This is a genomic window from Nitrospirota bacterium, assembly GCA_004296885.1.
In the GTDB taxonomy this organism is placed as follows: Bacteria; Nitrospirota; Nitrospiria; order Nitrospirales; family Nitrospiraceae; genus SYGV01.
In genome coordinates this window covers 183,288-203,974 of sequence record SCVN01000016.1, presented here as the reverse complement: position 1 = coordinate 203,974, position 20,687 = coordinate 183,288, and the positions used below count along the sequence as shown (strand labels likewise).

The 20,687-nt window shown below is 62.0% G+C and carries 26 protein-coding genes; 13 read left to right on the top strand and 13 right to left on the bottom strand.

The genetic code is table 11. The features are described 5' to 3' along the window. The first annotated feature begins 10 nt into the window (after nt 1-10). The 3 genes from EPO61_09945 to EPO61_09935 all read left to right on the top strand — a co-directional run bounded on the left by EPO61_09945 (nt 11) and on the right by EPO61_09935 (nt 1,891). Nucleotides 11-979 (top strand): hypothetical protein, encoded by a 969-nt coding sequence (locus tag EPO61_09945; protein TAJ08413.1) that lies wholly within the window; start codon nt 11-13, stop codon nt 977-979. Then, nucleotides 969-1,532, top strand: a complete 564-nt coding sequence (locus EPO61_09940; protein ID TAJ08585.1) for a DUF488 domain-containing protein — start codon at nt 969-971, stop codon at nt 1,530-1,532. The genes EPO61_09945 and EPO61_09940 overlap by 11 nt, the downstream gene beginning before the upstream one ends. Before the next feature lie 77 nt (nt 1,533-1,609). After that, nucleotides 1,610-1,891 carry a hypothetical protein gene (locus EPO61_09935; protein ID TAJ08412.1) on the top strand — a complete coding sequence of 94 codons (282 nt, stop codon included), beginning with the start codon at nt 1,610-1,612 and terminating at the stop codon, nt 1,889-1,891. Here EPO61_09935 and EPO61_09930 read toward each other — a convergent pair whose 3' ends face one another. Continuing rightward, complete coding sequence (locus EPO61_09930; protein TAJ08411.1) at nt 1,892-2,593, bottom strand: Crp/Fnr family transcriptional regulator; 702 nt, start codon at nt 2,591-2,593, stop codon at nt 1,892-1,894. It lies immediately after the preceding gene. A 91-nt stretch (nt 2,594-2,684) separates the two neighbouring features. Here EPO61_09930 and EPO61_09925 point away from each other — a divergent pair, with 91 nt between their 5' ends. Then, nucleotides 2,685-4,076 (top strand): hypothetical protein, encoded by a 1,392-nt coding sequence (locus tag EPO61_09925; GenBank protein ID TAJ08410.1) that lies wholly within the window; start codon nt 2,685-2,687, stop codon nt 4,074-4,076. 5 nt (nt 4,077-4,081) lie between these two features. On the opposite strand, the gene EPO61_09920 is transcribed toward EPO61_09925, so the two are convergent. The 6 genes from EPO61_09920 to EPO61_09895 all read right to left on the bottom strand — a co-directional run bounded on the left by EPO61_09920 (nt 4,082) and on the right by EPO61_09895 (nt 7,941). Next, the gene (locus EPO61_09920) at nt 4,082-4,591 is read right to left on the bottom strand and encodes a DoxX family protein (GenBank protein ID TAJ08409.1); all 510 of its coding nucleotides are present in this window, start codon (nt 4,589-4,591) and stop codon (nt 4,082-4,084) included. Continuing rightward, nucleotides 4,588-5,364, bottom strand: coding sequence for a hypothetical protein (locus EPO61_09915; protein ID TAJ08408.1), 777 nt, complete (start codon nt 5,362-5,364; stop codon nt 4,588-4,590). The genes EPO61_09920 and EPO61_09915 overlap by 4 nt, the downstream gene beginning before the upstream one ends. Continuing rightward, a complete protein-coding gene (locus tag EPO61_09910) occupies nt 5,348-6,193 on the bottom strand; it encodes a DUF692 domain-containing protein (protein ID TAJ08407.1) in 846 nt (281 codons plus the stop codon). Before EPO61_09910 ends, EPO61_09915 begins: the two co-directional genes overlap by 17 nt. Nucleotides 6,194-6,207: 14 nt before the next feature. Continuing rightward, nucleotides 6,208-6,447, bottom strand: a complete 240-nt coding sequence (locus EPO61_09905) for a DUF2282 domain-containing protein (protein TAJ08584.1) — start codon at nt 6,445-6,447, stop codon at nt 6,208-6,210. Nucleotides 6,448-7,118: 671 nt separating this feature from the next. Beyond that, nucleotides 7,119-7,682, bottom strand: coding sequence for a carboxymuconolactone decarboxylase family protein (locus EPO61_09900; GenBank protein ID TAJ08406.1), 564 nt, complete (start codon nt 7,680-7,682; stop codon nt 7,119-7,121). Between the two features lie 37 nt (nt 7,683-7,719). Continuing rightward, nucleotides 7,720-7,941: a 4-oxalocrotonate tautomerase family protein gene (locus tag EPO61_09895; GenBank protein TAJ08405.1), complete on the bottom strand. Its 222-nt coding sequence runs from the start codon at nt 7,939-7,941 to the stop codon at nt 7,720-7,722. Nucleotides 7,942-8,220: 279 nt separating this feature from the next. Here EPO61_09895 and EPO61_09890 point away from each other — a divergent pair, with 279 nt between their 5' ends. Beyond that, nucleotides 8,221-8,433, top strand: coding sequence for a hypothetical protein (locus tag EPO61_09890; protein ID TAJ08404.1), 213 nt, complete (start codon nt 8,221-8,223; stop codon nt 8,431-8,433). Next, entirely contained in the window at nt 8,427-8,774 is a 348-nt protein-coding gene (locus EPO61_09885; protein ID TAJ08403.1) for a hypothetical protein, read from the top strand. Before EPO61_09890 ends, EPO61_09885 begins: the two co-directional genes overlap by 7 nt. 75 nt (nt 8,775-8,849) lie before the next feature. Here EPO61_09885 and EPO61_09880 read toward each other — a convergent pair whose 3' ends face one another. The 3 genes from EPO61_09880 to EPO61_09870 are packed head-to-tail and all read right to left on the bottom strand — an operon-like array spanning nt 8,850 to nt 9,991. Further along, nucleotides 8,850-9,314: a carboxymuconolactone decarboxylase family protein gene (locus tag EPO61_09880; protein ID TAJ08402.1), complete on the bottom strand. Its 465-nt coding sequence runs from the start codon at nt 9,312-9,314 to the stop codon at nt 8,850-8,852. Then, nucleotides 9,223-9,489, bottom strand: a complete 267-nt coding sequence (merF, locus tag EPO61_09875) for a mercury resistance system transport protein MerF (protein ID TAJ08401.1) — start codon at nt 9,487-9,489, stop codon at nt 9,223-9,225. Before merF ends, EPO61_09880 begins: the two co-directional genes overlap by 92 nt. A 31-nt stretch (nt 9,490-9,520) precedes the next feature. Next, nucleotides 9,521-9,991 carry a heavy metal-responsive transcriptional regulator gene (locus tag EPO61_09870; GenBank protein TAJ08400.1) on the bottom strand — a complete coding sequence of 157 codons (471 nt, stop codon included), beginning with the start codon at nt 9,989-9,991 and terminating at the stop codon, nt 9,521-9,523. A 244-nt stretch (nt 9,992-10,235) separates the two neighbouring features. Here EPO61_09870 and EPO61_09865 point away from each other — a divergent pair, with 244 nt between their 5' ends. From EPO61_09865 to hflC, 6 genes are all read left to right on the top strand, one after another. Then, nucleotides 10,236-11,465, top strand: coding sequence for a methyltransferase domain-containing protein (locus EPO61_09865; protein TAJ08399.1), 1,230 nt, complete (start codon nt 10,236-10,238; stop codon nt 11,463-11,465). A gap of 65 nt (nt 11,466-11,530) precedes the next feature. Continuing rightward, on the top strand, nt 11,531-12,568 hold the full coding sequence (locus EPO61_09860; GenBank protein ID TAJ08398.1) for a radical SAM/Cys-rich domain protein: 1,038 nt from the start codon (nt 11,531-11,533) through the stop codon (nt 12,566-12,568). Nucleotides 12,569-12,573: 5 nt separating this feature from the next. After that, nucleotides 12,574-13,707: an inorganic phosphate transporter gene (locus EPO61_09855; protein TAJ08397.1), complete on the top strand. Its 1,134-nt coding sequence runs from the start codon at nt 12,574-12,576 to the stop codon at nt 13,705-13,707. A gap of 63 nt (nt 13,708-13,770) precedes the next feature. Beyond that, on the top strand, nt 13,771-14,826 hold the full coding sequence (locus tag EPO61_09850; GenBank protein ID TAJ08396.1) for a hypothetical protein: 1,056 nt from the start codon (nt 13,771-13,773) through the stop codon (nt 14,824-14,826). A gap of 164 nt (nt 14,827-14,990) precedes the next feature. Beyond that, nucleotides 14,991-16,025: an FtsH protease activity modulator HflK gene (gene hflK / locus EPO61_09845; protein ID TAJ08395.1), complete on the top strand. Its 1,035-nt coding sequence runs from the start codon at nt 14,991-14,993 to the stop codon at nt 16,023-16,025. After that, a complete protein-coding gene (hflC, locus tag EPO61_09840; GenBank protein ID TAJ08394.1) occupies nt 16,022-16,882 on the top strand; it encodes a protease modulator HflC in 861 nt (286 codons plus the stop codon). The genes hflK and hflC overlap by 4 nt, the downstream gene beginning before the upstream one ends. Before the next feature lie 84 nt (nt 16,883-16,966). Here the strand turns inward: hflC and EPO61_09835 are convergent, their stop codons facing one another. The 3 genes from EPO61_09835 to EPO61_09825 form a co-directional block, all read right to left on the bottom strand. Further along, entirely contained in the window at nt 16,967-18,655 is a 1,689-nt protein-coding gene (locus EPO61_09835) for a formate--tetrahydrofolate ligase (GenBank protein ID TAJ08393.1), read from the bottom strand. Nucleotides 18,656-18,746: 91 nt separating this feature from the next. Further along, on the bottom strand, nt 18,747-19,805 hold the full coding sequence (locus tag EPO61_09830; protein TAJ08392.1) for a M23 family metallopeptidase: 1,059 nt from the start codon (nt 19,803-19,805) through the stop codon (nt 18,747-18,749). A gap of 6 nt (nt 19,806-19,811) precedes the next feature. Further along, entirely contained in the window at nt 19,812-20,183 is a 372-nt protein-coding gene (locus EPO61_09825) for a divalent-cation tolerance protein CutA (protein ID TAJ08391.1), read from the bottom strand. Nucleotides 20,184-20,308: 125 nt separating this feature from the next. Between EPO61_09825 and EPO61_09820 the strand changes: the two genes are divergently transcribed. Further along, complete coding sequence (locus EPO61_09820) at nt 20,309-20,632, top strand: rhodanese (GenBank protein TAJ08390.1); 324 nt, start codon at nt 20,309-20,311, stop codon at nt 20,630-20,632. Nucleotides 20,633-20,687: the final 55 nt, after the last annotated feature.

Below are 20,687 nucleotides of genomic sequence, written 5' to 3'. Positions count from 1 at the left end.
GGGACTTGCCATGACCATCATGCTGCGCCGGTACAGCTGGATCGCCGTCCTGGGGTTGCTTTTCTCCACGGCCGGCTGCGACTCGCTGGCAATCCGCTTTGCGCCGGAGAAAACGGCGGATCCGGCGCCGACCTCCCTATCCAAACAGGCCAAGGACTTGTTCTGGGAAGCCCTGCACGGCGGACACTATGACCGCCTGCCGGAGGTACGGCGGCTCCTGACCGCCGCCTATCTGGAAAACCCGAGAAACCCGGAGATCAGCCTGCTCCTGGCCCATGCCCACCTCTGGACGATTGCCGAGCGGACCAGGCTGGCGGACGTGCCCCCGGGCATCACCGACCATGCGATCCTGGCGGAGAAATATTTCACGGAAGCCCACCGACTGAATCCCGGCGACGACCGGATTCCCGGTTGGCTGGGCGGCGTCAAGCTGGCCCTGGGCCAGATCCACCGGGACGAGCGGCTGACGCGCGAGGGCTACTTCATGCTCCACGACGCGATCCGGGCCTTCCCCGAGTTCAACGACTTCAGCGCCGGCTATGTGCTGAGCAGCAAGCCGAGGGACGACGACAAGTTCCGGGAGGGGCTGGACGACATGTGGGACAACCTGGACCGTTGCGCCGGCGAGCGGATCGACCGGATGAACCCGGACTACCGCAAGTACCTGGCGCAAGAGACGCAGAGCGGGCCCAAACGGGTCTGCTGGAACAGCCGGATCGCGCCCCACAACTTCGAGGGCTTCTTCCTGAACATGGGCGACATGCTGATGAAGAACGGCCAGCCGGCCGTCGCCGGTCGGATTTACGCGATCGCGACGCTATCGAAGTCGTATGCATCCTGGCCCTATCGGTCGCTGCTGGAGGCCCGTCTCACGCAGGCCGAGCCGCGGGCCAGGCTGTTTCAGGCTGCCGATCCGACGCCGCATCCGGAGATCATGTTCAACTCCGCCCATGCCTGCACCGCCTGCCATGCCCAATGAGGGCGACGAGACCCTCTGGACCATCGGCCATTCGACCAGGTCCATCGAGGAGTTTGTGGCGCTCCTGGAAACGCATGGCATCCGGCTGCTGATCGACGTGCGCACGACTCCCTATTCCCGCCATAATCCCCAGTTCAACAGCGAGTCCCTGGCCGCCGGGCTCAAGGCCGCGGGAATCGCATACCGCCACCTGCCGGAGCTGGGCGGGCGGAGGAAGCCGACGCCGGACTCGCGCAACCACGGCTGGCGGAATGCCAGCTTCCGCGGCTATGCCGACTACATGCAGACGGATGAATTCTGGAGAGCGCTAAACGAGCTGCTTGCTTATGGCAAGCAGGAACGGACTGCCATCATGTGCGCCGAGGCCGTGCCCTGGCGGTGCCACCGGTCTCTCATCTCCGATGCGCTGGTGAGCCGGGGCCGGACGGTCCGGCACATTCTTTCGTCCGCGCCGGCGAATCAACACAGCCTGACCTCCTTCGCCAGAGTAGACAACGGCTTGATCCGTTATCCCAAGGTCTCCGCCACGGAACCCACGCTCCGCTTGTTTTAGCACACGCCCGTACCTTCACGAGATCATGTGTAAGCCAACTCACAGAGTTCGCCGGAGCCTTCCCTTATCATCGCACCATGGCGGTATTGGAAATCTTCGTTCACCGTGGGTGCCTCTCCGAACTGTCGGCGTTCGGATTGGGCGACCAGATCCAAGAGGCATTTCCCGGCCTACAAGTCCGGGTGGTCGATGACCGGGAACGGGCACGGACGTTGGGGATCGTCGTGCTCCCGGCTTTTGTGCTGGACGGGAACCTGCTGGTGGTCGGCGTACCCAGAAGAGAGTGGCTGGTGCGCCTGCTCCGTGACCGGATGCAGCACGAGCCTGGGTCGTCGTCGAGTGAACACTCGCCGCTCTGATTAGGCGAGACGTTGGGACAGCCGCTGGACGTCGACGATCGTGATGGACCGGCCAGCCATCCGAATAAGCCCCTCCTCCCGAAACAGGCCGAGGGTCGCACTGACCGTCTCGCGGCTGCATCCGATCAGGTTCGCCATCTCCTGGTGCGTGAGCTTGGCCCGGATTCGGATGCCGGAGCCATCCGAATCCCCGTCCGTCTTGCTCAATTCGAACAGGAGATGGGCGAGACGGGCCGGGACATCCCGGAAGACCAAATCCTCCACTCGACTTTGGATCTTCCTGAGCCGGAGACCGATGAGCTTGGTCAACTGCACCGTGAGGTTCGGATGCCGGCTCAGATAGCGCTCGAAGTCTTCCCGACGGATGACGCAGATCAGCGTGTCATCGAGCGCTTCGGCGGTCGTCGTGCGCGGCGAATCGTCCAAGACGTCAAGCTCTCCGAATACTTCTCCCGGTTCCAGGATGTCGAAGGTGACTTCTTTCCCGCTGGGAGCGGTATTGGCGATTTTGACCCGTCCTTGCTTGAGCAGGTAGACATTGCTGCTCGGATCGCCCGGGAGATACAACGGTTGACGTTTCTTGACCTCCTCCATCCGGGTGATCCGTTCCATTTCCTGCATTTCGACCTGGCTCAGGCCGGAGAAGAGGCGGATATGCTTCAGGTACCAGAGCTTGCTCGATGAGGGGTTGTTCTCGGCCATGCCGTTGCTCCGGAGAATTGTTTGGGGTAGCCTACTGCACGCAAGACACGGAACGCAACGTCATCGAGCATGATCGCGGCACGGAGTCAGAATGACAAGATCGAGAGCGCGAGTACGCTTCAGAGGATACCTTGGCACGGGCCTCTCGATTCTACTGATCGCCGCGATACTCGGTGGCGTCGTGTGGTTTCAACTTCGTTACGACAATGCCCCGGAACAAACCGTCACGCTCAGGGCTTTCAGCAACGCCGAGTATCCAGAGGACCCCGAAGAGCGGAGCCAGGCCTTCGGGAATTATCCTCACCGAGCACTGCATATCCAACGGCTCGGAGACACGCGGTTTCGCTTGCTCCTTGAGCCAAGCTCCGGCCATGCGACCACCATCGAGTTGCCGGAGGTGGAGCTGGCACACTTCGTCGCCGCTGTGCCGACCTGGGTCAAGGCGGATTCCGACCTCATGAAGGTGGGGCTGATCGACCGCGAGTGGAATCGTCAGCAGGTGAGCTTTCGACGCGACTCTCCCCATGTCCGTCTCCATGAGGGAGGGGACGGCTTCGAACAACGTTCGTTCAGCCGTGTGGACCTTGCCCGGAACTGCCTGAATGCCGGACTGTGGGAGCTGCTGCTGTTCACCGTCGAGGAGGGACAGGAGCGGGTGTACGAGCATGTCTGGTTCACATTTCCTTTGGGTCTTTACAAGGACCTCTTCGAACGCGTGAATGGTCTGTCCTACTGGGATCATTGGTGGTCGCTCGAACACTGGGTCGATCCAGCCGGTACGCCGATCCGACTCAGTCTGATTCGGACCGTTGAACGAGAGTGGGCGCTGAACGCCAGCGCACGATGGAACGAAGCGCCCCTCTGGAGGAGCGAGCAACGGCTCAAGCGAAAGAACGTGTTGGCTCCTCCCGTCTACACCTATCGGGATTGGTACCGCCAGCCGGTTCAATTCGCGAGCTTCATTCCGCCTGGCCGCTATTCCGTCGCCCATCCACGGGACACGCAACTTCACTACCTGGCCGAGCTGACGGGAGCCACGCTTCGCCAGGTGCGAGCGCCGGCTGGTCCCCGTGCACTGTACGAAATCGAGCTGGCCTTCAAGAGCAGCCGCACGGGGGGGCCAACCCGCCTGATCTTCGGCGGCCTGGATCTTCGCTCGCTCCCCACCGCCTCTCCAGATCACTACGAACGGGGCTGGCAGGTCCCTATGGGGATCGGGAACCCGAGCTTCTTCGAGTCATACGAAGACTTGCGCGCCGAGTCCCCACTCCAGCGACCGTTTTATGGGTTTCATCTGGACACGCAGGACCGCTGGATCGATCACCACGCGGTCGGCGTGGACGGCCCCCTGCTGCACTGGGACTCAGACGATCCATCCACGCTGCACCTCTATCTGCTCGCCTACGAGCGTCACGCCTTGTTGAACCATGTCATTCTGACGGTTTCCCAGGATGCGCGAGATGACTTTTCTCTGTCCAAGTAGTCGCGTCAGAGGACATTGACCTCGGCACTGCCTGTCAACTTCCGTCGCTGAATCAGATGCCGCAACAGGGCGTCGGCGGAGAGCGGCCCCGGCCCGTGCAGGACGAAGTAGAGGAAGAACAGCCCCCAATAGAACGCCTCCTGTAAGGCGGCCTCGGACAACTGTCCGTATGAGATCGACGCGACGATATTGAGCCCGAAGAGCGACAGGGCCGCCCACCGTCCGGCCAGGCCGATCGCCAGCAGGAACGATCCGCCCAACTCGACGGCGGTGGCCGCATAGGCGGCGAGTTCGGGGGGCAGGAGCGGCACGTCGTAGACGAAGGTAAAGAGCATCACCGTCGACATCCAACTGGAGATTTTGACCATGCCGCCTGTCCAGAAGATGTGGGCAAGATACAGACGCACGGTCAGGTCGAACACCGGCAGCAGCGACTCCACCCCCCAGACAAGCCACCGATAGGCGGAGACTGCGGAAGGCACCACGCACCTAAGAAAACTGGCCTCACGCGTCATAACGTCTCCTTCACGGAAAAATCGCTGATCACGTGCAGATTCAGTACGGTGGGCCAGAACCGTTGGAAATCGAACTCCGGCTGAGATTCGATCGCCACCCGTTCAACTTCGGCCAAGGTCTTTCCCTGTACCATGGCCTCGATCAGGAGGTAATCACGCGCGTCCAGGGGCGTCACCCAAATCCTCCCCTCCCCCCGCGTCACCAGCAGACCGGTCTCTTCGTCCGGAAGCGGCAGGTCAACGACTTCGTGGGGCGGCGCATCCGGTTGCAGCGCCAGCCAGACACGATGCACCGGAAAGGGGACGCGCACCAGGCGCGCAGCCGCATGAACATGGACCGTCACTTGCGACGGATCGGCCGACGCGATGGCCAGGATCTGATCCTTGGACAGCCAGGGGGCATCGGCCGCCTGATGGACCTCATGGCAGGCCCATTCCAGCCGCGCCAGTTCCGCCAACAGAGGAGCCACCTGCAAGGCGGTCAGAAACGCGGGCAGATGGCGCCCGTAGGGAAACAGATCGCCGCTGGTCGAGGGATGCGCCTTGAAGTACCCTCGCGCGAGGATTCCGAAATATCGTTCACCGACGAACCGATGCAAGACCGGATAGGTCACCTGCAGGACCCGCGTATAATTGCCGCGAATCAGGCGGCGGTAGAGGGCCAGACTCCGCAGGGCCGACCCTCGCGGCGCAATCGCCTCCGCAAGAGCCCGGTGTTGTCCTTCGACGATCGCGCCGGAAAACCCTTGCTGAATCTCACGAAGCCGCGGCATGGCAGCCTCCGAGCAGGGCCTCCGCCTGTTTGGCCTGCGCCACCAGAACCGTCAGCGGCGGAAGATTGGTATCCCATTCGATGAGCGTCGGGCGCGGGCCGATGCGGTCGATCGTCCACTGGTACAGATCCCACACGTTCTGGTGCACCACGCGGCCATGGGTATCGACCAGCCGTCTCCCGAAGCGGTCGAAGCCGGCCAGATGGATTTCCGAGACGGCCTGGGCCGGAATCGCGTTCAGAAAATCATGGAGGTCCAGATGAAAGTTGATCGCGTTGACATAGGCGTTGTTCAGATCGAGCAAAATCCCGCAGCCGGTCGCCCGGGCCATCTCGGCCATGAACTCCCCCTCCGGCACCGTGGAATCCCGCCACGTCAGATACCGGGTGATATTCTCGATCAGCAGGGGCCTTTGCAGTACGTCCTGGACGTCCTCGACGCGCGAGCAGATGTGCTCCAGGCTTTCGGGCGTATAGGGGACCGGCAAGAGCTCGTTGAAGAACCGGCCACCCACGGAACTCCAGGCAAGATGCTCCGACACGAAGGCCGGCTCGAAGCGGTCGATCAATGTTTTGAGTTTGCGGAGATGGGCCCGGTCGATCGGATCGGTGGAGCCTAATGACAGCCCGACCCCGTGAAAGCTCAGCGGGTACTCGGTCCTGATTCGCTCAAGCATCCGAAGAGGGGCGCCCCCGTCCCCGAAATAGTTCTCCGGATGGGTTTCCATCCAGGCGACCGGGGGCGGCTCTTCCAGGATTTCGCGATAATGATGCGACCGCAGCCCGATCCCGGCTTGCGCCGGGATCGGGGCCTGCAATGGAAAAGACATCGGGGCGCGCCTCGCTACATCTTCTTCATCATCTTCGCTTTCATGTCGGCCATATCCTGCTTCGTGATGGCCAGCACGGCGCCGTTCGAGATCTTCGCGCACAACCCTTTCGGCAAGAACACGTAGGAATCGGGTTCCCCGTCCTTCTTGGCCATCCCCACGCAGGCATGGAGGCTGGTCTTGACCGCGCAATCGTTCATCCCGGCCTTGGCAACGCCTCCGCATGCTTCCCACCCGGAGGGCAATTCCGGCATGCGCGGCTCGGCCACCGCCGTCTGGGCTCCAACCAGGCTCAAGGCAACCAACAGCGCGGAGGGGACGATCGCGTTCTTTTTCGTATTGGCGTTCATTTGAGTCTCCTTTTGGATCCGTTCTTCGAGATGGCACTGGCGCCGAACATGACTGCGCGACCGGAACTCACGAATCGATCATGGGCATTCCTCCTTTCTGCGATGCGGGGCGCGTCATCCCCCTACATGGCATAAGCGTACCGCTGGACCGCACGGTCGCATTCAGTCAGAGACGCGCGTGCGACCGGGACCGGCACGAGTGGACCGCTCGACCATCGCGCGCTCACCCCAGAAGCCAGTAGGCCGCGCCGCCGACCATCAGCATTGCCATCATGACGAGCATCAGTTTTTCATGCCCGCACATTCCTGGCTTCCGGGTGCATCCCTCCATCCCACACATCATCGACATGATCTTCCTCCCTGGTATGGGGCACGCAACGGCCCCTGTTAGCCTCGGTCGTCGAGCACGGAGATTGACGCATCTATATTCCTCCATGTCTCATGGTTGACCCTACCGGTTCTCCAATGACAAATCTGTGACCTGCCTTACATTCCTACATTGACTGGCCGGAACCGGCCGAAAGGAGCCACCCACCGGCTGGGACCATCGACGGTCCCAGCCGGTTTTCCCATGGTCAGGCGGCCGAGGCGCCCTTGGCACTCCAGGCTTGCGACGCAAACTGCGGATCAAGCGGCGTCTGGACGATGTGATTCACATAATTGCTCAAGGTCTTGAGCGCAAGGAGCGTGATGACGTCCAAAACATGTCGCCCGGTGTACCCCGCCGCCGTAAAGCGCTCGAGGTCCCCCTCCGGCACCCATCCCCGATGATCCATGATCGACAGCACCAGGGTGCGGAGTGCATCGAGTTTCTTGTCGGGTAGCGGTCGCTGCTCGCGCAATGCCGCGAGCACGTCCTGGGGCATGTGCACCATGTGCGCCACCGTGGAGTGCGCCCCGACACAATAGGCGCAGTCGTTGGTGGTGCTGACCGTCAGCGCCACCACCTGCTGTTCCACGGGAGACAGCGTGCTCTGCTCAAGGGCCTTGTTGATGGCCGCATAGGCCTGCACCGCCGCCGGCGATTCCGCGAGCACTCCGAACAAATTGGGCAGAAACCCGTATTGCTTCGCCGTCGCGTCGAGCGTCGCGCGCGACGCCTCGGGAGCCGTCTCTTTCGTATGAATCTGGCACTGCATGGGTATCCTCCTTCGCGTCTTGGTTGATGGAAATCCGTTACGTGCCTTGCGCGGCCATCTTCTTCAGCGCGTCGGTCGTGACGGGTGTGCCGCCCACGCCCCATTCGCCCGAAGGAATCTCGTCGATGATGACCCAGGTCACCGGTCGCAGGCCTTCGCCTTCGACCGACACGATGGCGTCCGTGACTTTCCGAATCAGTTCGCCTTTCTGCTCCGCGCTCAAAAACCCGCTGAGCCCTTTCAATTGTGCCAGTGGCATCGTCTCACCTCCTTTCCGGATGCATGGAAACCGCCCACATCGCAGGTCCGCTGGCTCGCCATCAGACCGTTGCATCGTTCGCAGGTCATGGCGCACCTCCTTTGAATGAATGGCTTTTCCGATCCTGCACCCGATCATACGTGCTCGCAGGATTCCCTTCTGTAAGGCATCTCACAGGTATCGAAAGAAATCGCGTTGCCCATTTGTAAGCCAGCCCACAGACGGTCGTGTCGCCCTCCACGTATCGTGCTGCCTAGAAACCGGCTCGGAGGCGCACTTATGACCAGCCTTCACATCGCCCAGCTCAACGAGGCCCTGGAGGAGCGGCTCCGGGCCATCGAACAGCTCACCATCGACCTCGATGAGACCGCTGGGATCGTCATCGGTGATCCGGAGACGCGACGTCTGGCCAAATTGCGTCCCGGCGAGACACTCGGACAGGCGCTCCTGCGGCTTTCCACCCACATTCAAACGGAGGACCAACCATGGTGAAAGTGGCGATCCTCGTGTTAGCGGATACGCAGTCGCAGGGGGATCTCGCGCGCGTGGCCAATGCACTCGAGGCAGTGAAAGAGTTCAAGGAGGCCAAGGACGACGTCCGGCTGATCTTTGACGGAGCCGGGGTCAAGTGGCCTGTCGATTTCTCCAAGCCCGACCATACACTGAACGGCCTCTTTGAAGCGGTGAGGGATCGCGTAACCGGAGTCTGTGGCCTTTGTGCGCAGGCCTTCGGAGTTCAGGAGAGGATCTCGCTGTGTGGAATCCCTTTATTCGACCGACACCTAAGTCTCAGAAAATTCATCTCCGCTGGCTATCAGGTCATCACCTTCTAGCCGCCTTTCCGAGCAGGCTCAGCCGTCGAGTGTGGACAGCGGCTGAGCCCCGGCAGATTTGTCCTCAAGAGGCATTCACGGCGCGCAGCACGAAGACCTCTCGTTCGACGGTGTGCCACTCACGCATTCCTTATACGCTTGGTACGCGGTCAAGGCCCACTCTTCGCCGGGACAGCCTTGCATGGTCATGGCCACTTCGAGAAACTCGATCAACTCGTTTTGCGTGATGCCTTTCTCGCACGCCATCCGCACGTAGGCCCGGATGCAGGGTTCACAACGTATGGCGATGGAGATCGCCATCGCCGCCAACAACTTATATTTCGCCGCAACCGTCCCGTCCCGATAGGCTTCCTGCCGCATGCGCAACAGGCCACCGGTGACTTTCGGACTCAGACGGCGCAACTCCGCGAACAACTGTTCGTCATCCGATTGTATCTCTTTCCTCTCATCAGTCATCGTGTTCAGTCCTTCCAAATCTTGCCTGTTCTTTGCCTTTACAGCAGAGAGAGCCATCCTCCTGATCGCGCCGCGACAAACCATACAGGGCCAGACCAAGAAAGACGGTCAGGGCAGGGAGCAACACATAGTCCAGATAGCCGGTGACCGCTCCCAGCCCGACCAACCCCAGCAGCCCTACCAGAATCGGCGTGAAACAGCAGATGGCCGTCAAGCCTGTCCCTGCTAATCCGAACACCACAAGGCGTTTCGCGTTCAAGGGCTCCTCCTTCTGGTTTTCGCCGGCACCATTACGGCTGGCCGATGCCGGCGGCTCTCAAACGATCAGCCGCGTTGGGCTTGCCATCGTTGTGCCTCCTTGTCCGTTCGAGACTGTGTAGAATCGGACACCGGTCGGTAGGCTGGCCAGCCCGGCAGGCCCGAACCAATACGCGCAGGGCTTTGGCCAGAGCCCGCAAGTCTCGCACCTTGGCCTCCACTTGCTTCAACTTAGCCTGCGCCTTCCGCTGCACATCGCCGCAGCGGGCGGTGGACCTGACCCGCAGGCTCAGCAGTTCGCCGATCTCCTGCAGCGTAAAACCCAGCGCCTGGGCGTTCTTGATGAACCGCAGACGAGCGACTTCAGAAGGGCCATACAGCCGATAACCAGATGATTTCCGAGCGGACGGGGCCAGCAGCTTCAGACGTTCGTAGTACCGCACCGTCTGGATATTGACCCCGACCACCTTTGCCAATTGCCCAATCGTGTGCTCCGTCGCCATCGCGTCACCTCTTCATTGAGGACCCTACACCCTCTACCATGGTACCGAGTCAAGGGGGAAAAGAAGCCGTACGGGACTGTAAGAATTCCGCCCTTCGAACGACTCATCATCACAGGGAGCGGAAGGTTCTGCCAACCCGGCATTGTGAGCCAGCTTACAGAATCGGAGGCATCTCTTGCGTACACTACGCGCATATACACGCATCTACAGGGGAAGGTTGACGGGAAACGCCCGCGCCTGATACATGGAGATATCTTTAATGCCTTTGTCGAGTACCGAGGAGCTTATGGCTGACAAGACAATCACCCAGCACGTCAGCGAGCGCTATGCCAGGGCCGCGGCCACGGGCGAGCAGATGTGCTGCCCGACCGGCTATGACTTTGCGGACCTGCGCCGCTTCGTCCCGGACGAAGTCCTGAAGATTTCCTACGGCTGCGGCACGCCGGCCGGGTTGAACAGCGTGCAGCCGGGCGAGATGGTGCTCGACATCGGCTCGGGCGGCGGGATCGACTGTTTTGAAGCCTCCCGACGCGTCGGCCCGACGGGCAAGGTCATCGGCCTGGACATGACCGATACGATGCTGGCGATCGCCCGCCGCAATGCGCCGATCGTCGCGACGAACCTGGGCTATGCGACGACCAACGTGGAGTTTCGCAAGGGGATGGCCGAGACCATGCCGGTGGAGGGTGGCACGATCGACCTGATCATCTCCAACTGCGTGATCAACCTGGCGCCGGACAAGCGCAAGGTCTTCCGCGAGATGTACCGGGTGCTCAAGCCGGGGGGCCGCTTTACGATCTCCGACATTGTGGCCGACCAGACCGTGCCTCAATATCTGATCCACGACCGGGAAAAATGGGGCAACTGCCTCTCCGGCGCCCTGCCGGTCTGCGACTATGTCGGCGGGATGGTGGAGGCGGGGTTCCTGGGCGTACACCAGGTCAAGTTCCTGCCCTGGCAAGTGATCGACGGCATTCACTTCCTCTCCGTCACCTTGACCGGCTACAAGCTGCCGCAGACGGAGGGGCAGCAGGACGGCCGATTTGCCACGTTGTTGGGCCCCTTCAGCCGGGCGGTGGACGAACTGGGCCAGGTCTACCAGCGGGGGGTACCGCAAGCCGTTTCGGCCAGGACCGCCCGGTTGCTGAACGCGCCGCCGTTCGAGGGTTTGTTTCTGTTGTCCGAGGCCCCTGTGTCGCTGACTCAGTCCGATCCGCGACTCCTGGCGATCCTGCCGGACCAGGCCCCCTGCGTGTGGAAGGGCCATTTCGCCCTGTTCACCGGCCCGTTTCTGGAAGTCTGCGACGACGACCAACATCGCTATTACCGGGGCCAGCCGATGGAAATTTGCTCGAAGACGCTCGCGGTGCTCGGGCACGAGGCCTATGCGGGCAACTTCGCCGTCATCAACCGATCACAATCCTCCGTCAGTGGCACTGAAGTCTCCTGCGCCCCTGGCGGGAGCTGTTGCTAACTCGTGGGCCGTCAGCATTCAGCTTTTAGCTGATGGCTGAGAGCTGTGTGCCATCGGTAAATTTTATGGGCCTGAGCCTCCTCGCCAGACAGAGCCAGCTCGCCCCGGCCGCCACACAACTGCGCATCCTCGCGGACACGGATGCCTGCCCGCCCTTCGACGATCGCCTCGACCAAGCCGGCTTGGCTCCGCTGCACGCAGCCGGGATCACGGTCTTTCAGGTCAACCTGGGGAAGCTCTGCAACCAGACCTGCCGGCACTGCCACGTGGACGCTGGTCCGGACCGGCAGGAAAGCATGTCGCGCGAAACCGCCGACCTCTGCCTCGGCGCGCTGGCCAACACCGACATTCCGACGGTGGACATCACCGGCGGCGCGCCGGAACTGAACCCGAACTTCCGCCGGATCGTGGAAGAGGCCAAGGCCCTGGGCCGGCATGTGATGGACCGCTGCAACCTCACGGTGCTGCTGCTGCCGTCACAGGCCGACCTGGCCCATTTCCTGGCCCGGCACCAGGTCGAAGTCGTCGCCTCCCTGCCCTACTATCGGCCGTCCCAAACCGACGCCCAGCGGGGCGACGGAGTCTTCGAGAAGTCCATCCGCGCCCTGCAGCTCCTCAACCGGCTGGGCTATGGAATCGAGGGGAGCGGCCTCACCCTCAACCTGGTGCACAACCCGGTCGGGGCGTTCCTGCCGCCGAAGCAGGAGGCGACCGAGACTCAGTTCAAGCGCGAACTCAAGCGGGCGCACGGTCTGGACTTCAACCGTCTGTATACGATCACCAACATGCCCATCAGCCGCTTTCTGGAATTCCTCATCGAGAGCGGCAACTACGAAGGCTACATGGAGCGGCTGGCCAACGCCTTCAATCCGGCGGCCGCAGCCGGCGTCATGTGCCGCTACACCCTTTCGGTGGGCTGGGACGGCACGCTCTACGACTGCGACTTCAACCAGATGCTGGACCTGCCGATCGCGCACGGGGCGCCGCGACACATCCGGGACTTCGATGCCGCGCGGCTCCATCATCGCCGGATCGTGACCGGCAACCACTGCTACGGCTGCACCGCCGGCTCCGGTTCGTCCTGCGGCGGGTCGGTAACGTAGCCCGAATGGAGCCCTCCCTCCTCGCGTTCCTGCTCGTCGCCGCCTTGGCCTTCGCCAACGGTGCCAACGATGTCTCCAAAGCCATTGCCACCCTGGTTGGAAGCGGCATCACCGACTACCGGACCGCCATCTTCTGGGGCACGGCCTGGACCGTGATCGGCGCCGGGGCCTCCGCCTGGATTGCCACGGCCATGGTCAAGACCTTCAGCGCCGGTCTGATCCAACCAGGGTTAGCCATTCCGGTATCGGCGACGCTCGCCGTGATGAGCGGGGCCATGGCCTGGGTCCTGATTGCCTCGCGCACCGGCCTGCCCGTTTCCACCACTCACGCCCTCACCGGCGCCATCGTCGGCACGGGAACCATCGCCTTCGGTTCCGCCGGCCTCATTTGGCCAGCCATCATCGGCAAGATCGCGCTGCCTTTGTTAGTGAGTCCCGTGCTGGCGCTCACCCTGTCGGTGCTGCTCCATCCATTGATCCGGAGGGTGGCCGCGCGATGGGAAGGGGCCTGCCTGTGCCTGATGCCGGCCCAACGGGCGCTGGTGGCCATCGACGAGCGAGGCGCCACCAGAATCCTGTTCCGAGCCTCAAATTTCGGCCAACCGATCGCCGCAGTACCCTCGCAATGCGAGCGGGCCGGCTTGTCCGGACTCGTGATCGGCCTCGACAGCGTCCACTGGCTGTCCAGCGGGTTGGCGTCGTTAGCGCGCGGCGCGAACGACGCGCCCAAGATCGTCGCCATGTTGCTGTTGGGCAGCGCCACGTCCGTCTGGCCAAACCAGCGGATGCAGGTCCTGGCTTTCGCCGCCGTGACGCTGGCGATGGGGGCGGGCAGCTACCTCGGCGGACTCCGGGTCACCGAGGTTCTGGCCGAGAAGGTGACAAAAATGGACCACGCTGAAGGCCTCTCGGCGAACGTCACAACGTCATCGCTGGTCCTGGTGTCGGCATCCATGGGCTTGCCCGTCTCCACGACCCACGTGAGCGGGTCGGCGATCATCGGCATCGGCTTGCTGAAAGGCCGGCAGGCCGTCCGCTGGACGACGGTCCGCGACATGGTCTTGGCCTGGATCGTCACCCTGCCTGCCGCAGGGCTGCTCGCCGGTCTGGCCTATCTCATCCTGACCGCCATCTTCTAGCCCCGCCCAGATAACGACCGGGGCACACCCCGCCAGCAAGCCGAATCGAAGGAGGTTGAATCGATGCCACAGAAGTCGGGCGAAAGCGGATACCCTTGGATCGTAGGCTTGTGCGTTTTCATGCTGGCCACCGCCTGCCTCGTGCCCGCCGTCCTGGCTTTCGACTGGGTGCCCTCGGATGAAGAGATCAAAAAATATCGGAAGAGCTGGAACCCGATGGCCAACGGCCCGATCCTGATTTCCGGCGTGGACATCCAGCCCAAGGGGCAGTTTCTCTTCCAGCCCTTTGTCTTCGGCCAGATCGGGCACGAGCAATTCGGCAATCAGTTCTCCAGCGGCTCCAAGGATGCGACCACCCACCTGCGGGCCGTGGCCCCTACCGGCATCTTTGCCTACGGAATCAGCAACCACGTGGAACTCAATGTTGCCTTTTCCGGAATTTACTGGGAATCCAATAAAGCGACCGGCTCCGGCAGCCGAACCTACGACTCCGAAAGCGGGTTGGGGGACACGACCATCTATGTGAAATACCGCCCGATCGTGCAAGATCCGGACGGATGGCGTCCATCTATCACTATCTACAACCAGATCGCGCTGCCTTCCAGCCAATGGGCCGGAACCAGAGGCATTCCTGGCGGCTTCTCCCCGCTGGGACGGATTCCAGCGACCCGGTTCGGCGCCCTCTCGTTTACCGAAGGGGCCATGTTTCGGAAAAACCTCGAACCGTTCCGGATCAGCGGCGGCGTCTTCTATACCTATACCAACCCGGGTAGCACGGGCGGAATGAACACGTACACCGGCGACATCGTCAACACCCGCCTGGTGATCGAGCACATCCTCAACGATCAACAAGGATTCGGCTACAACCTGGAGTTCGTAACGCTCCACGGAGTCCCCTACCGGCTGGACGGGCACGCCGTCAACATCAACCCGACCAGCTTCTCGCTGGTGGGCGTCCAACCGTCGCTCCAGTACAAGTTCTTCCAAGACGAGGGGGGCGCGCTTGTGGGAGCGGCCGGAGTCCTCTTCACTGCAGCCGGACAAAACAACGTCAACGCCTTTTACCCCAACATCTCCCTCTATTACTATTGGGGCCGCGGCAAGGTTCTGATGCGATGATAAGCGTCCTTCCGAATTGCGCAGGCCCTAGACACGCCCACAACCGCCCGTGGTCCGCCGCGAACAAGAACGGCCCCTGACGATTCGCTTGTTGCTCCGGCTTCGGCATGTCTGCTATGGTGATTCGTCCTGCCTGATTCCCTGAGTCCAACGAGGAACGATTTATGGTCTGGGATCCCAAAGACCCCTGGGGCAAGAAGCAAGACCCGGTGGACGACCTGCTGCGGCAGGCGAAGGAAAAGCTCGGCCCAGGTTTGCCGATCAAGGGCCTCAGCCCCATCCTGCTGGCGGCCGCCGCCGTATTCCTGGTCTGGCAGGGCACCTACATCGTGGCCCCGGACGAAGAAGGAGTCGTCAAACGCTTCGGCGACATCGTCCGGAGCGAAGGCCCGGGCCCGCACATGAAGATTCCCCTCATCGAGACAGTCGAGCGCCCCAAGGTGGAAAAACTGCACCGGCTGGAGATCGGCTTCCGCACGGACCGGCAGGGCCGCCAGCAGATGATCCCCAAAGAAGCCCTGATGCTGACGGGGGACGAGAACATCCTGGGCGTGGAGTTCATCGTCCAGTACAAGATCAAGAACGCCAAGGACTACCTGTTCCGGGTGGATGAAATCGAAGAGACGATCCAGAAGGCCGCCGAGGCCGCCATGCGCGAGGTGGTCGGCAAGAGCAAGATCGACGAGGCCCTGACCAGCGGCAAGGCGCAGATCCAGCAGGACACCCAAACGCTGCTCCAGGGCATCCTGGACCAGTATCAGGCCGGGGTCCAGATCGCCGCCGTCCAATTGCAAGACGTCGATCCCCCCGAGGCGGTCGTGGCCGCGTTCAAGGACGTGGCCAGCGCCAAGGAGGACCGGGAGAAGCTCATCAACCAGTCCCAGGGCTACCGCAACGACATCATTCCCAAGGCCAAGGGCGAGGCGGCCCAGATCGTGAACCAGGCCAAGGGCTATGCGCAGGCCCGCATCACCCGCGCGGAAGGCGAAGCCAACCGCTTCACCAAGACGCTGAAGGAATACGAGCAGGCTAAGGACATCATCAGCAAGCGGATCTACATCGAAACGATGGAAGACGTGATGCCGGGGGTCGAAAAGATCATTCTCGACGGGAAGGCGGGGGACCGGATGCTCCCCTACCTGCCGCTGGACAAGAGCCACAAGCCGCCCAAAGCGGCGGCGGAAGAGAAGAAGCCATGAGCAGACAGAATATGATCGTCGGCGTGATCGGGGTCATCCTCCTGCTGTTCGTGCTGGGCGCCTCGCCGGTCTTCATCGTGGACATCACCCAGACGGCGATCGTCGTCCAGCTCGGCAAGCCGGTGCGGAACATCACCACCCCAGGCCTGGAGGTCAAGGTGCCCTTCATCCAGGAGGTCACCTACTTCGACAAGCGGCTGCTGGACTACGATTCGTCCGCCCAGGAAGTCATCACCCAGGACAAGAAGACGATCCTGATCGACAACTTCGCCAAGTGGCGGATCACCGACCCCTTGAAGGTCTACCAGGCCTTCCAGACCCAGCGCGGGGCTCTGCGCCGGTTGGACGACATCATCTATTCCGAGCTGCGGGTGGAAGTCGGACGCCACGACCTTTCCGACATCGTGTCCAAGACCCGCTCCGAGGTGATGTCGCTGGTGACGCAGCGGGCCAACGAGAAGGCGGCGGTCTACGGGATCGAGATTCAGGACGTGCGGATCAAGCGGGCGGACCTGCCAGAGCAGAACGAAAAGGCGGTTTTCGCCCGCATGCAGGCCGAGCGGGAACGGCAGGCCAAGCAGTATCGGGCCGAGGGGGCCGAGGAGGCGCAGAAGATCCGGTCCGAGGCGGAAAAAGACCGGGAAATCATCCTGGCCGGCGCCTACAAGACGTCGGAAGAGCTGCGCGGCGAGGGGGATGCGAAGGCGTTCAAACTCTACGCGACAGCCTACCGGCAGGACCCGAAGTTCTTCGAATTCACCCGCACGATGGAAGCCTACAAGAAGAGCTTCAAAGAGAACTCCACGATCGTCATGAGCCCCGACTCGGAATTCTTCAAGTACCTGAAGCAGCGCTGATCCGTGAAGGGTGAAACGTGAACGGTGAGAAGTAGGCAAGGCTCTGCTTCCGCCGTTCCCGTTTTACTTTTTACCGTTCGCTTTTCACGATAATCCCACGATCTCCCCCGTCTCCGGGTCCAGGTCCATCCGTTCGCCGGCCGGCTGTTTCGGCAAGCCCGGCATCAGTTGAATTCCCGAACAGACCGCCGTCAGGAACCCGGCCCCGGCCAGGATGCGCAGTTCCTTGATCGGCAGGGTGAACCCGGTCGGCCGCCCCTTCAACTGGGCGTCGTGCGACAGGGACAAGGGCGTCTTGGCCATGCAGACCGGGAACTCCCCGAAACCCAGCCGCACCGCCTGCTCGATCTGGGCCTCGGCCTGCGGCTCGTAGGACACCGCCGCCGCCCCGTAGATGCGCCTGGCCACCGTCTCGATCTTCTCTTTGATCGGCGCGTCGTCCTGATACAAGGGCTGGTAGGCGGATGGAGCCTGGCAGGCCGCCTCGACCGTCTTGGCCAACTCCATGGCCCCCCGGCCTCCGTCCATGAAGTGGGTAGAGACGGCCGAGCCCACCGCGCCGACCGAGAGGGCCCAGTTCCGCACATACTGCAACTCATCGGCCGGATCGTCCTTGAAGGCATTGATCGCCACTACGGCCGGCACCCCGAACGTCCGGACGTTGGCCAGATGCTGCTCCAGATTGGCCAGCCCCCTGGTCAGGGCCTCCCGGTTCGGACCGGTCAGTCCCCCGGGCAGCGGCACTCCCGCTTTCACGACCCCTCCGCCTCCGTGGAGTTTCAACGCCCGAAGCGTGGCCACGACCACCGCCGCAGCGGGACGCAGGCCGGATGTGCGGCATTTGATGTTGAAGAACTTCTCCGCGCCCAGGTCGCTCCCGAAGCCCGCTTCGGTCACCACATACTCGGCGGTCCGCAAGGCCAACTGGTCGGCCAGGATTGAAGAGTTTCCATGGGCAATGTTCCCGAATGGCCCCGTGTGGACCAAGGCCGGCGTCCCCTCGATCGTTTGGACGAGATTGGGACAGAGGGCGTCCCGGAGAAGAACCGCCATGGCCCCCGTGCATTTCAACTCCTCAGCAGTGACCGGTCTCCCCTCTTTGGTGAAGCCCACCAGAATGCGGCCCAGGCGGCGGCGAAGATCCTTGGCTCCCGAGACCAAGGCCAGGATCGCCATGATCTCGGAAGCCTCGGTCAGGACAAACTCTCCGTCCCGTCCGGGACGCCCCTCCGTCCCTCCCAAATGGACCTGCCGCAGGGCCCGGTCGCTGATCCCCATGGCCCTCGGCCAGGCGATCTTGGCCGGATCGAGATTGAGGCTGTTGCCCTGAAACAGATGGTTGTCGAGGAACGCCGAGAGGAGGTTGTGGGCGGAGGCGACGGCATGGGCATCGCCGGTGAAATGGAGGTTGATGTCCTCCATCGGAATGACTTGCGCCCGGCCCCCTCCCGTGCCGCCTCCCTTGATTCCGAAGACCGGGCCGAGCGACGGCTGCCTGAGCGTCACGACAGCCCGACGGCCGAGCCGGGAGAGGGCCATGGCCAGGCCGATCGAGGTCGTGGTCTTGCCTTCCCCCAGCGGCGTGGGGTTGATGGCCGTGACGAGCACGTAGCGGCCCAACGGACGGTCGGCCAGGCGTTCAAGGGCCAAGGGGGCCACCTTGGCTTTCCAAGGCCCGTAACGGATCAGATCCTCCGGCCGGAGCCCCAGCATGGCCCCGATCTGTTCGATCGGACGAGGGGAAACGGGGTGCGCAATTTCAAGGTCAGTCACTCTGCACCTCTTCGGTCAGAGCCTTACGAATGTTGGGATGGGCCGACAGCGCGGTAGGGGTGACGAGCAAGGGATGGGAGGGGGTTCGACTCTATTCCAGGATATAGCGCTGCGGGTTGACGGGCCGTTCGTTCACTTTGATCATGTAATGCAAATGAGGACCGGTTGAGAGGCCGCTGCTTCCAATCAGACCGATCAAGTCTCCTCGCTTCACCTTCTGTCCCTGCTTCACCATAGCCTTGGCCAAGTGTCCGTACTGGGTTTCAAGCCCAAACCCATGCTCGATCGCCACCATGTTCCCCATCTTGGCGTCGAAACCGACCACCGTCACCAAGCCGCCGGCCGGGGCATGGACCGGTGCATTCGGCGGAGCGCCGATGTCCAGCCCGTCGTGAATGGCGGGCAGTCCGGTGAAGGGAGAAATCCTTGGACCGAACCCGGAGGTGACCCAGCCCTTGACCGGCCAGACGGAAGGGGTCGAGCCCCAGCGGGTCCAACGTTCCTTGGCTGCTTCGGTCAATTCTTCCAAGGACCGTTCTTGAGAGATGGCCTCGCGCTGCAACCAGCCGATTTTCTTTTGGACTTTTGTCGCCAGGTCTTGTTCCCACAGTTGATTTTCTTCGGACAGCTTGGGAGTTTGGGGTTCGGCAACCTGGCCATCAACCGAGGCCCCGTCTGTCTTGTCGACAGGAGTCTGGCTGCTCTCAACCAACGGAGTCTCTTCGCCACCCTGGCCGTTCAGATAGTCCTCTGGTTTCAAGGATTCGATGCCCAGCATGACCCTCAGCTTTTCGTTCACTTCCTTCATGGCCAGGACCCGGCGCTTGAGGTCTTCAACCGCCGTGGAAAAAGCATTCGTCTGTTCCTTGGCGCTAATCAACTCCTGCCGAATTTCCTGTAATTCCCACACCTTGCCCGTTTGAATCACATATTGGGAGAGCAAGAGAATCTCCCCAATGATCAGCGCGACCCCCACCATCATCGCTTTACGCACGATGGCCCTGGGGAAGCTGAAGCGCAGGGGCTTCGCCGTGGTCCCCCGAAATATCACGATCGTATAGGCGTCGTCTTGTTGGCTCATCATCTGTACTCCAAAGTCCCCCACAGGGACTCTTTGCATCAAGGGGGCCAGTTTACTGAAACCGGCCATGACAGGTCAACATTTTTTAGATTTCCTGAGATTTTTCTTTGGCTTACTCGTCACAGTTTGAATCCAGGCCAGGTAATCGGTCGAGCCTTTTTTGATCGGGAGGGCAACAATTTCCGGCACTTGGTAGGAATGAAGTGCCCTCACCTCCCTGGCCAGGTCCCGAAAGAGGGAACTCCTGGTTTTCATGATCATCAGGGTTTCTCGCTCCTCGGACACCTTCCCCTCCCACCAAAACAAGGAACGGCCCCCCGGCAAGAGGGTGACGCAGGCAGCCAGTTTGTCCTTCACGAGTCTCTGCCCGATCCGGCTTGCCTCTTCCTCAGAGGAGGCCGTGACGAACACCACAATAGCCTCCCCGCCAGGGTGTCTCCTAGCCATGCCCGAGCCCCGACGCTCCGGACATCCACAAGTACGCGCAGGGATGCGGGCCGGCCCCCACCCCCGATTGACAGAGGCGGAAATCCAAGTTTATGATGCGCTCTCCATCCGTTATGGAGGTTGTCATGGGCTTTACGATCACCCCGCGCGAATTAAAAGAGCGGCTCGATAAAGGGGAACCCCTCTGTTTGCTGGACGTTCGGGAGGAGTGGGAGAATTCTCTCGCCAAGCTGGAAGGGTCCGTCCTTATCCCTCTCGGCACATTGCCTCAATCCCTGAACAAGCTGGATCGGAACGCCGAGATTATCGCCTACTGCCACCATGGGATGCGGAGCGCAGATGCGACCGGGTTCCTCCTCCAGCAGGGCTTCGCCAACGTGAAGAACCTGGTCGGGGGCATTGATGCCTGGTCCATCCAGGTAGACCCGAACGTCCCGCGCTACCGCTGAGCTCCATCGGGCAGCAGCCCACACTCAGGCGCAACGCGCCCCCGGTACGCACGAC

Coding starts and splice junctions, on each gene's coding strand:
- EPO61_09895 (TAJ08405.1), bottom strand. CDS start 7,941: ATGCCACTGGCACAATTGAAAGGGCTCAGCGGGTTTTTGAGCGCGGAG.
- EPO61_09860 (TAJ08398.1), top strand. CDS start 11,531: ATGGGCCTGAGCCTCCTCGCCAGACAGAGCCAGCTCGCCCCGGCCGCC.
- hflK (TAJ08395.1), top strand. CDS start 14,991: ATGGTCTGGGATCCCAAAGACCCCTGGGGCAAGAAGCAAGACCCGGTG.
- EPO61_09945 (TAJ08413.1), top strand. CDS start 11: ATGACCATCATGCTGCGCCGGTACAGCTGGATCGCCGTCCTGGGGTTG.
- EPO61_09850 (TAJ08396.1), top strand. CDS start 13,771: ATGCCACAGAAGTCGGGCGAAAGCGGATACCCTTGGATCGTAGGCTTG.
- EPO61_09930 (TAJ08411.1), bottom strand. CDS start 2,593: ATGGCCGAGAACAACCCCTCATCGAGCAAGCTCTGGTACCTGAAGCAT.
- EPO61_09880 (TAJ08402.1), bottom strand. CDS start 9,314: ATGGTTTGTCGCGGCGCGATCAGGAGGATGGCTCTCTCTGCTGTAAAG.
- EPO61_09890 (TAJ08404.1), top strand. CDS start 8,221: ATGACCAGCCTTCACATCGCCCAGCTCAACGAGGCCCTGGAGGAGCGG.
- EPO61_09885 (TAJ08403.1), top strand. CDS start 8,427: ATGGTGAAAGTGGCGATCCTCGTGTTAGCGGATACGCAGTCGCAGGGG.
- hflC (TAJ08394.1), top strand. CDS start 16,022: ATGAGCAGACAGAATATGATCGTCGGCGTGATCGGGGTCATCCTCCTG.
- EPO61_09910 (TAJ08407.1), bottom strand. CDS start 6,193: ATGTCTTTTCCATTGCAGGCCCCGATCCCGGCGCAAGCCGGGATCGGG.
- EPO61_09870 (TAJ08400.1), bottom strand. CDS start 9,991: ATGGCGACGGAGCACACGATTGGGCAATTGGCAAAGGTGGTCGGGGTC.
- EPO61_09935 (TAJ08412.1), top strand. CDS start 1,610: ATGGCGGTATTGGAAATCTTCGTTCACCGTGGGTGCCTCTCCGAACTG.
- EPO61_09820 (TAJ08390.1), top strand. CDS start 20,309: ATGGGCTTTACGATCACCCCGCGCGAATTAAAAGAGCGGCTCGATAAA.
- EPO61_09855 (TAJ08397.1), top strand. CDS start 12,574: ATGGAGCCCTCCCTCCTCGCGTTCCTGCTCGTCGCCGCCTTGGCCTTC.
- EPO61_09915 (TAJ08408.1), bottom strand. CDS start 5,364: ATGCCGCGGCTTCGTGAGATTCAGCAAGGGTTTTCCGGCGCGATCGTC.
- EPO61_09905 (TAJ08584.1), bottom strand. CDS start 6,447: ATGCCGGAATTGCCCTCCGGGTGGGAAGCATGCGGAGGCGTTGCCAAG.
- EPO61_09920 (TAJ08409.1), bottom strand. CDS start 4,591: ATGACGCGTGAGGCCAGTTTTCTTAGGTGCGTGGTGCCTTCCGCAGTC.
- EPO61_09830 (TAJ08392.1), bottom strand. CDS start 19,805: ATGGCCGGTTTCAGTAAACTGGCCCCCTTGATGCAAAGAGTCCCTGTG.
- EPO61_09940 (TAJ08585.1), top strand. CDS start 969: ATGCCCAATGAGGGCGACGAGACCCTCTGGACCATCGGCCATTCGACC.
- EPO61_09825 (TAJ08391.1), bottom strand. CDS start 20,183: ATGGCTAGGAGACACCCTGGCGGGGAGGCTATTGTGGTGTTCGTCACG.
- EPO61_09865 (TAJ08399.1), top strand. CDS start 10,236: ATGGAGATATCTTTAATGCCTTTGTCGAGTACCGAGGAGCTTATGGCT.
- EPO61_09925 (TAJ08410.1), top strand. CDS start 2,685: ATGACAAGATCGAGAGCGCGAGTACGCTTCAGAGGATACCTTGGCACG.
- EPO61_09900 (TAJ08406.1), bottom strand. CDS start 7,682: ATGCAGTGCCAGATTCATACGAAAGAGACGGCTCCCGAGGCGTCGCGC.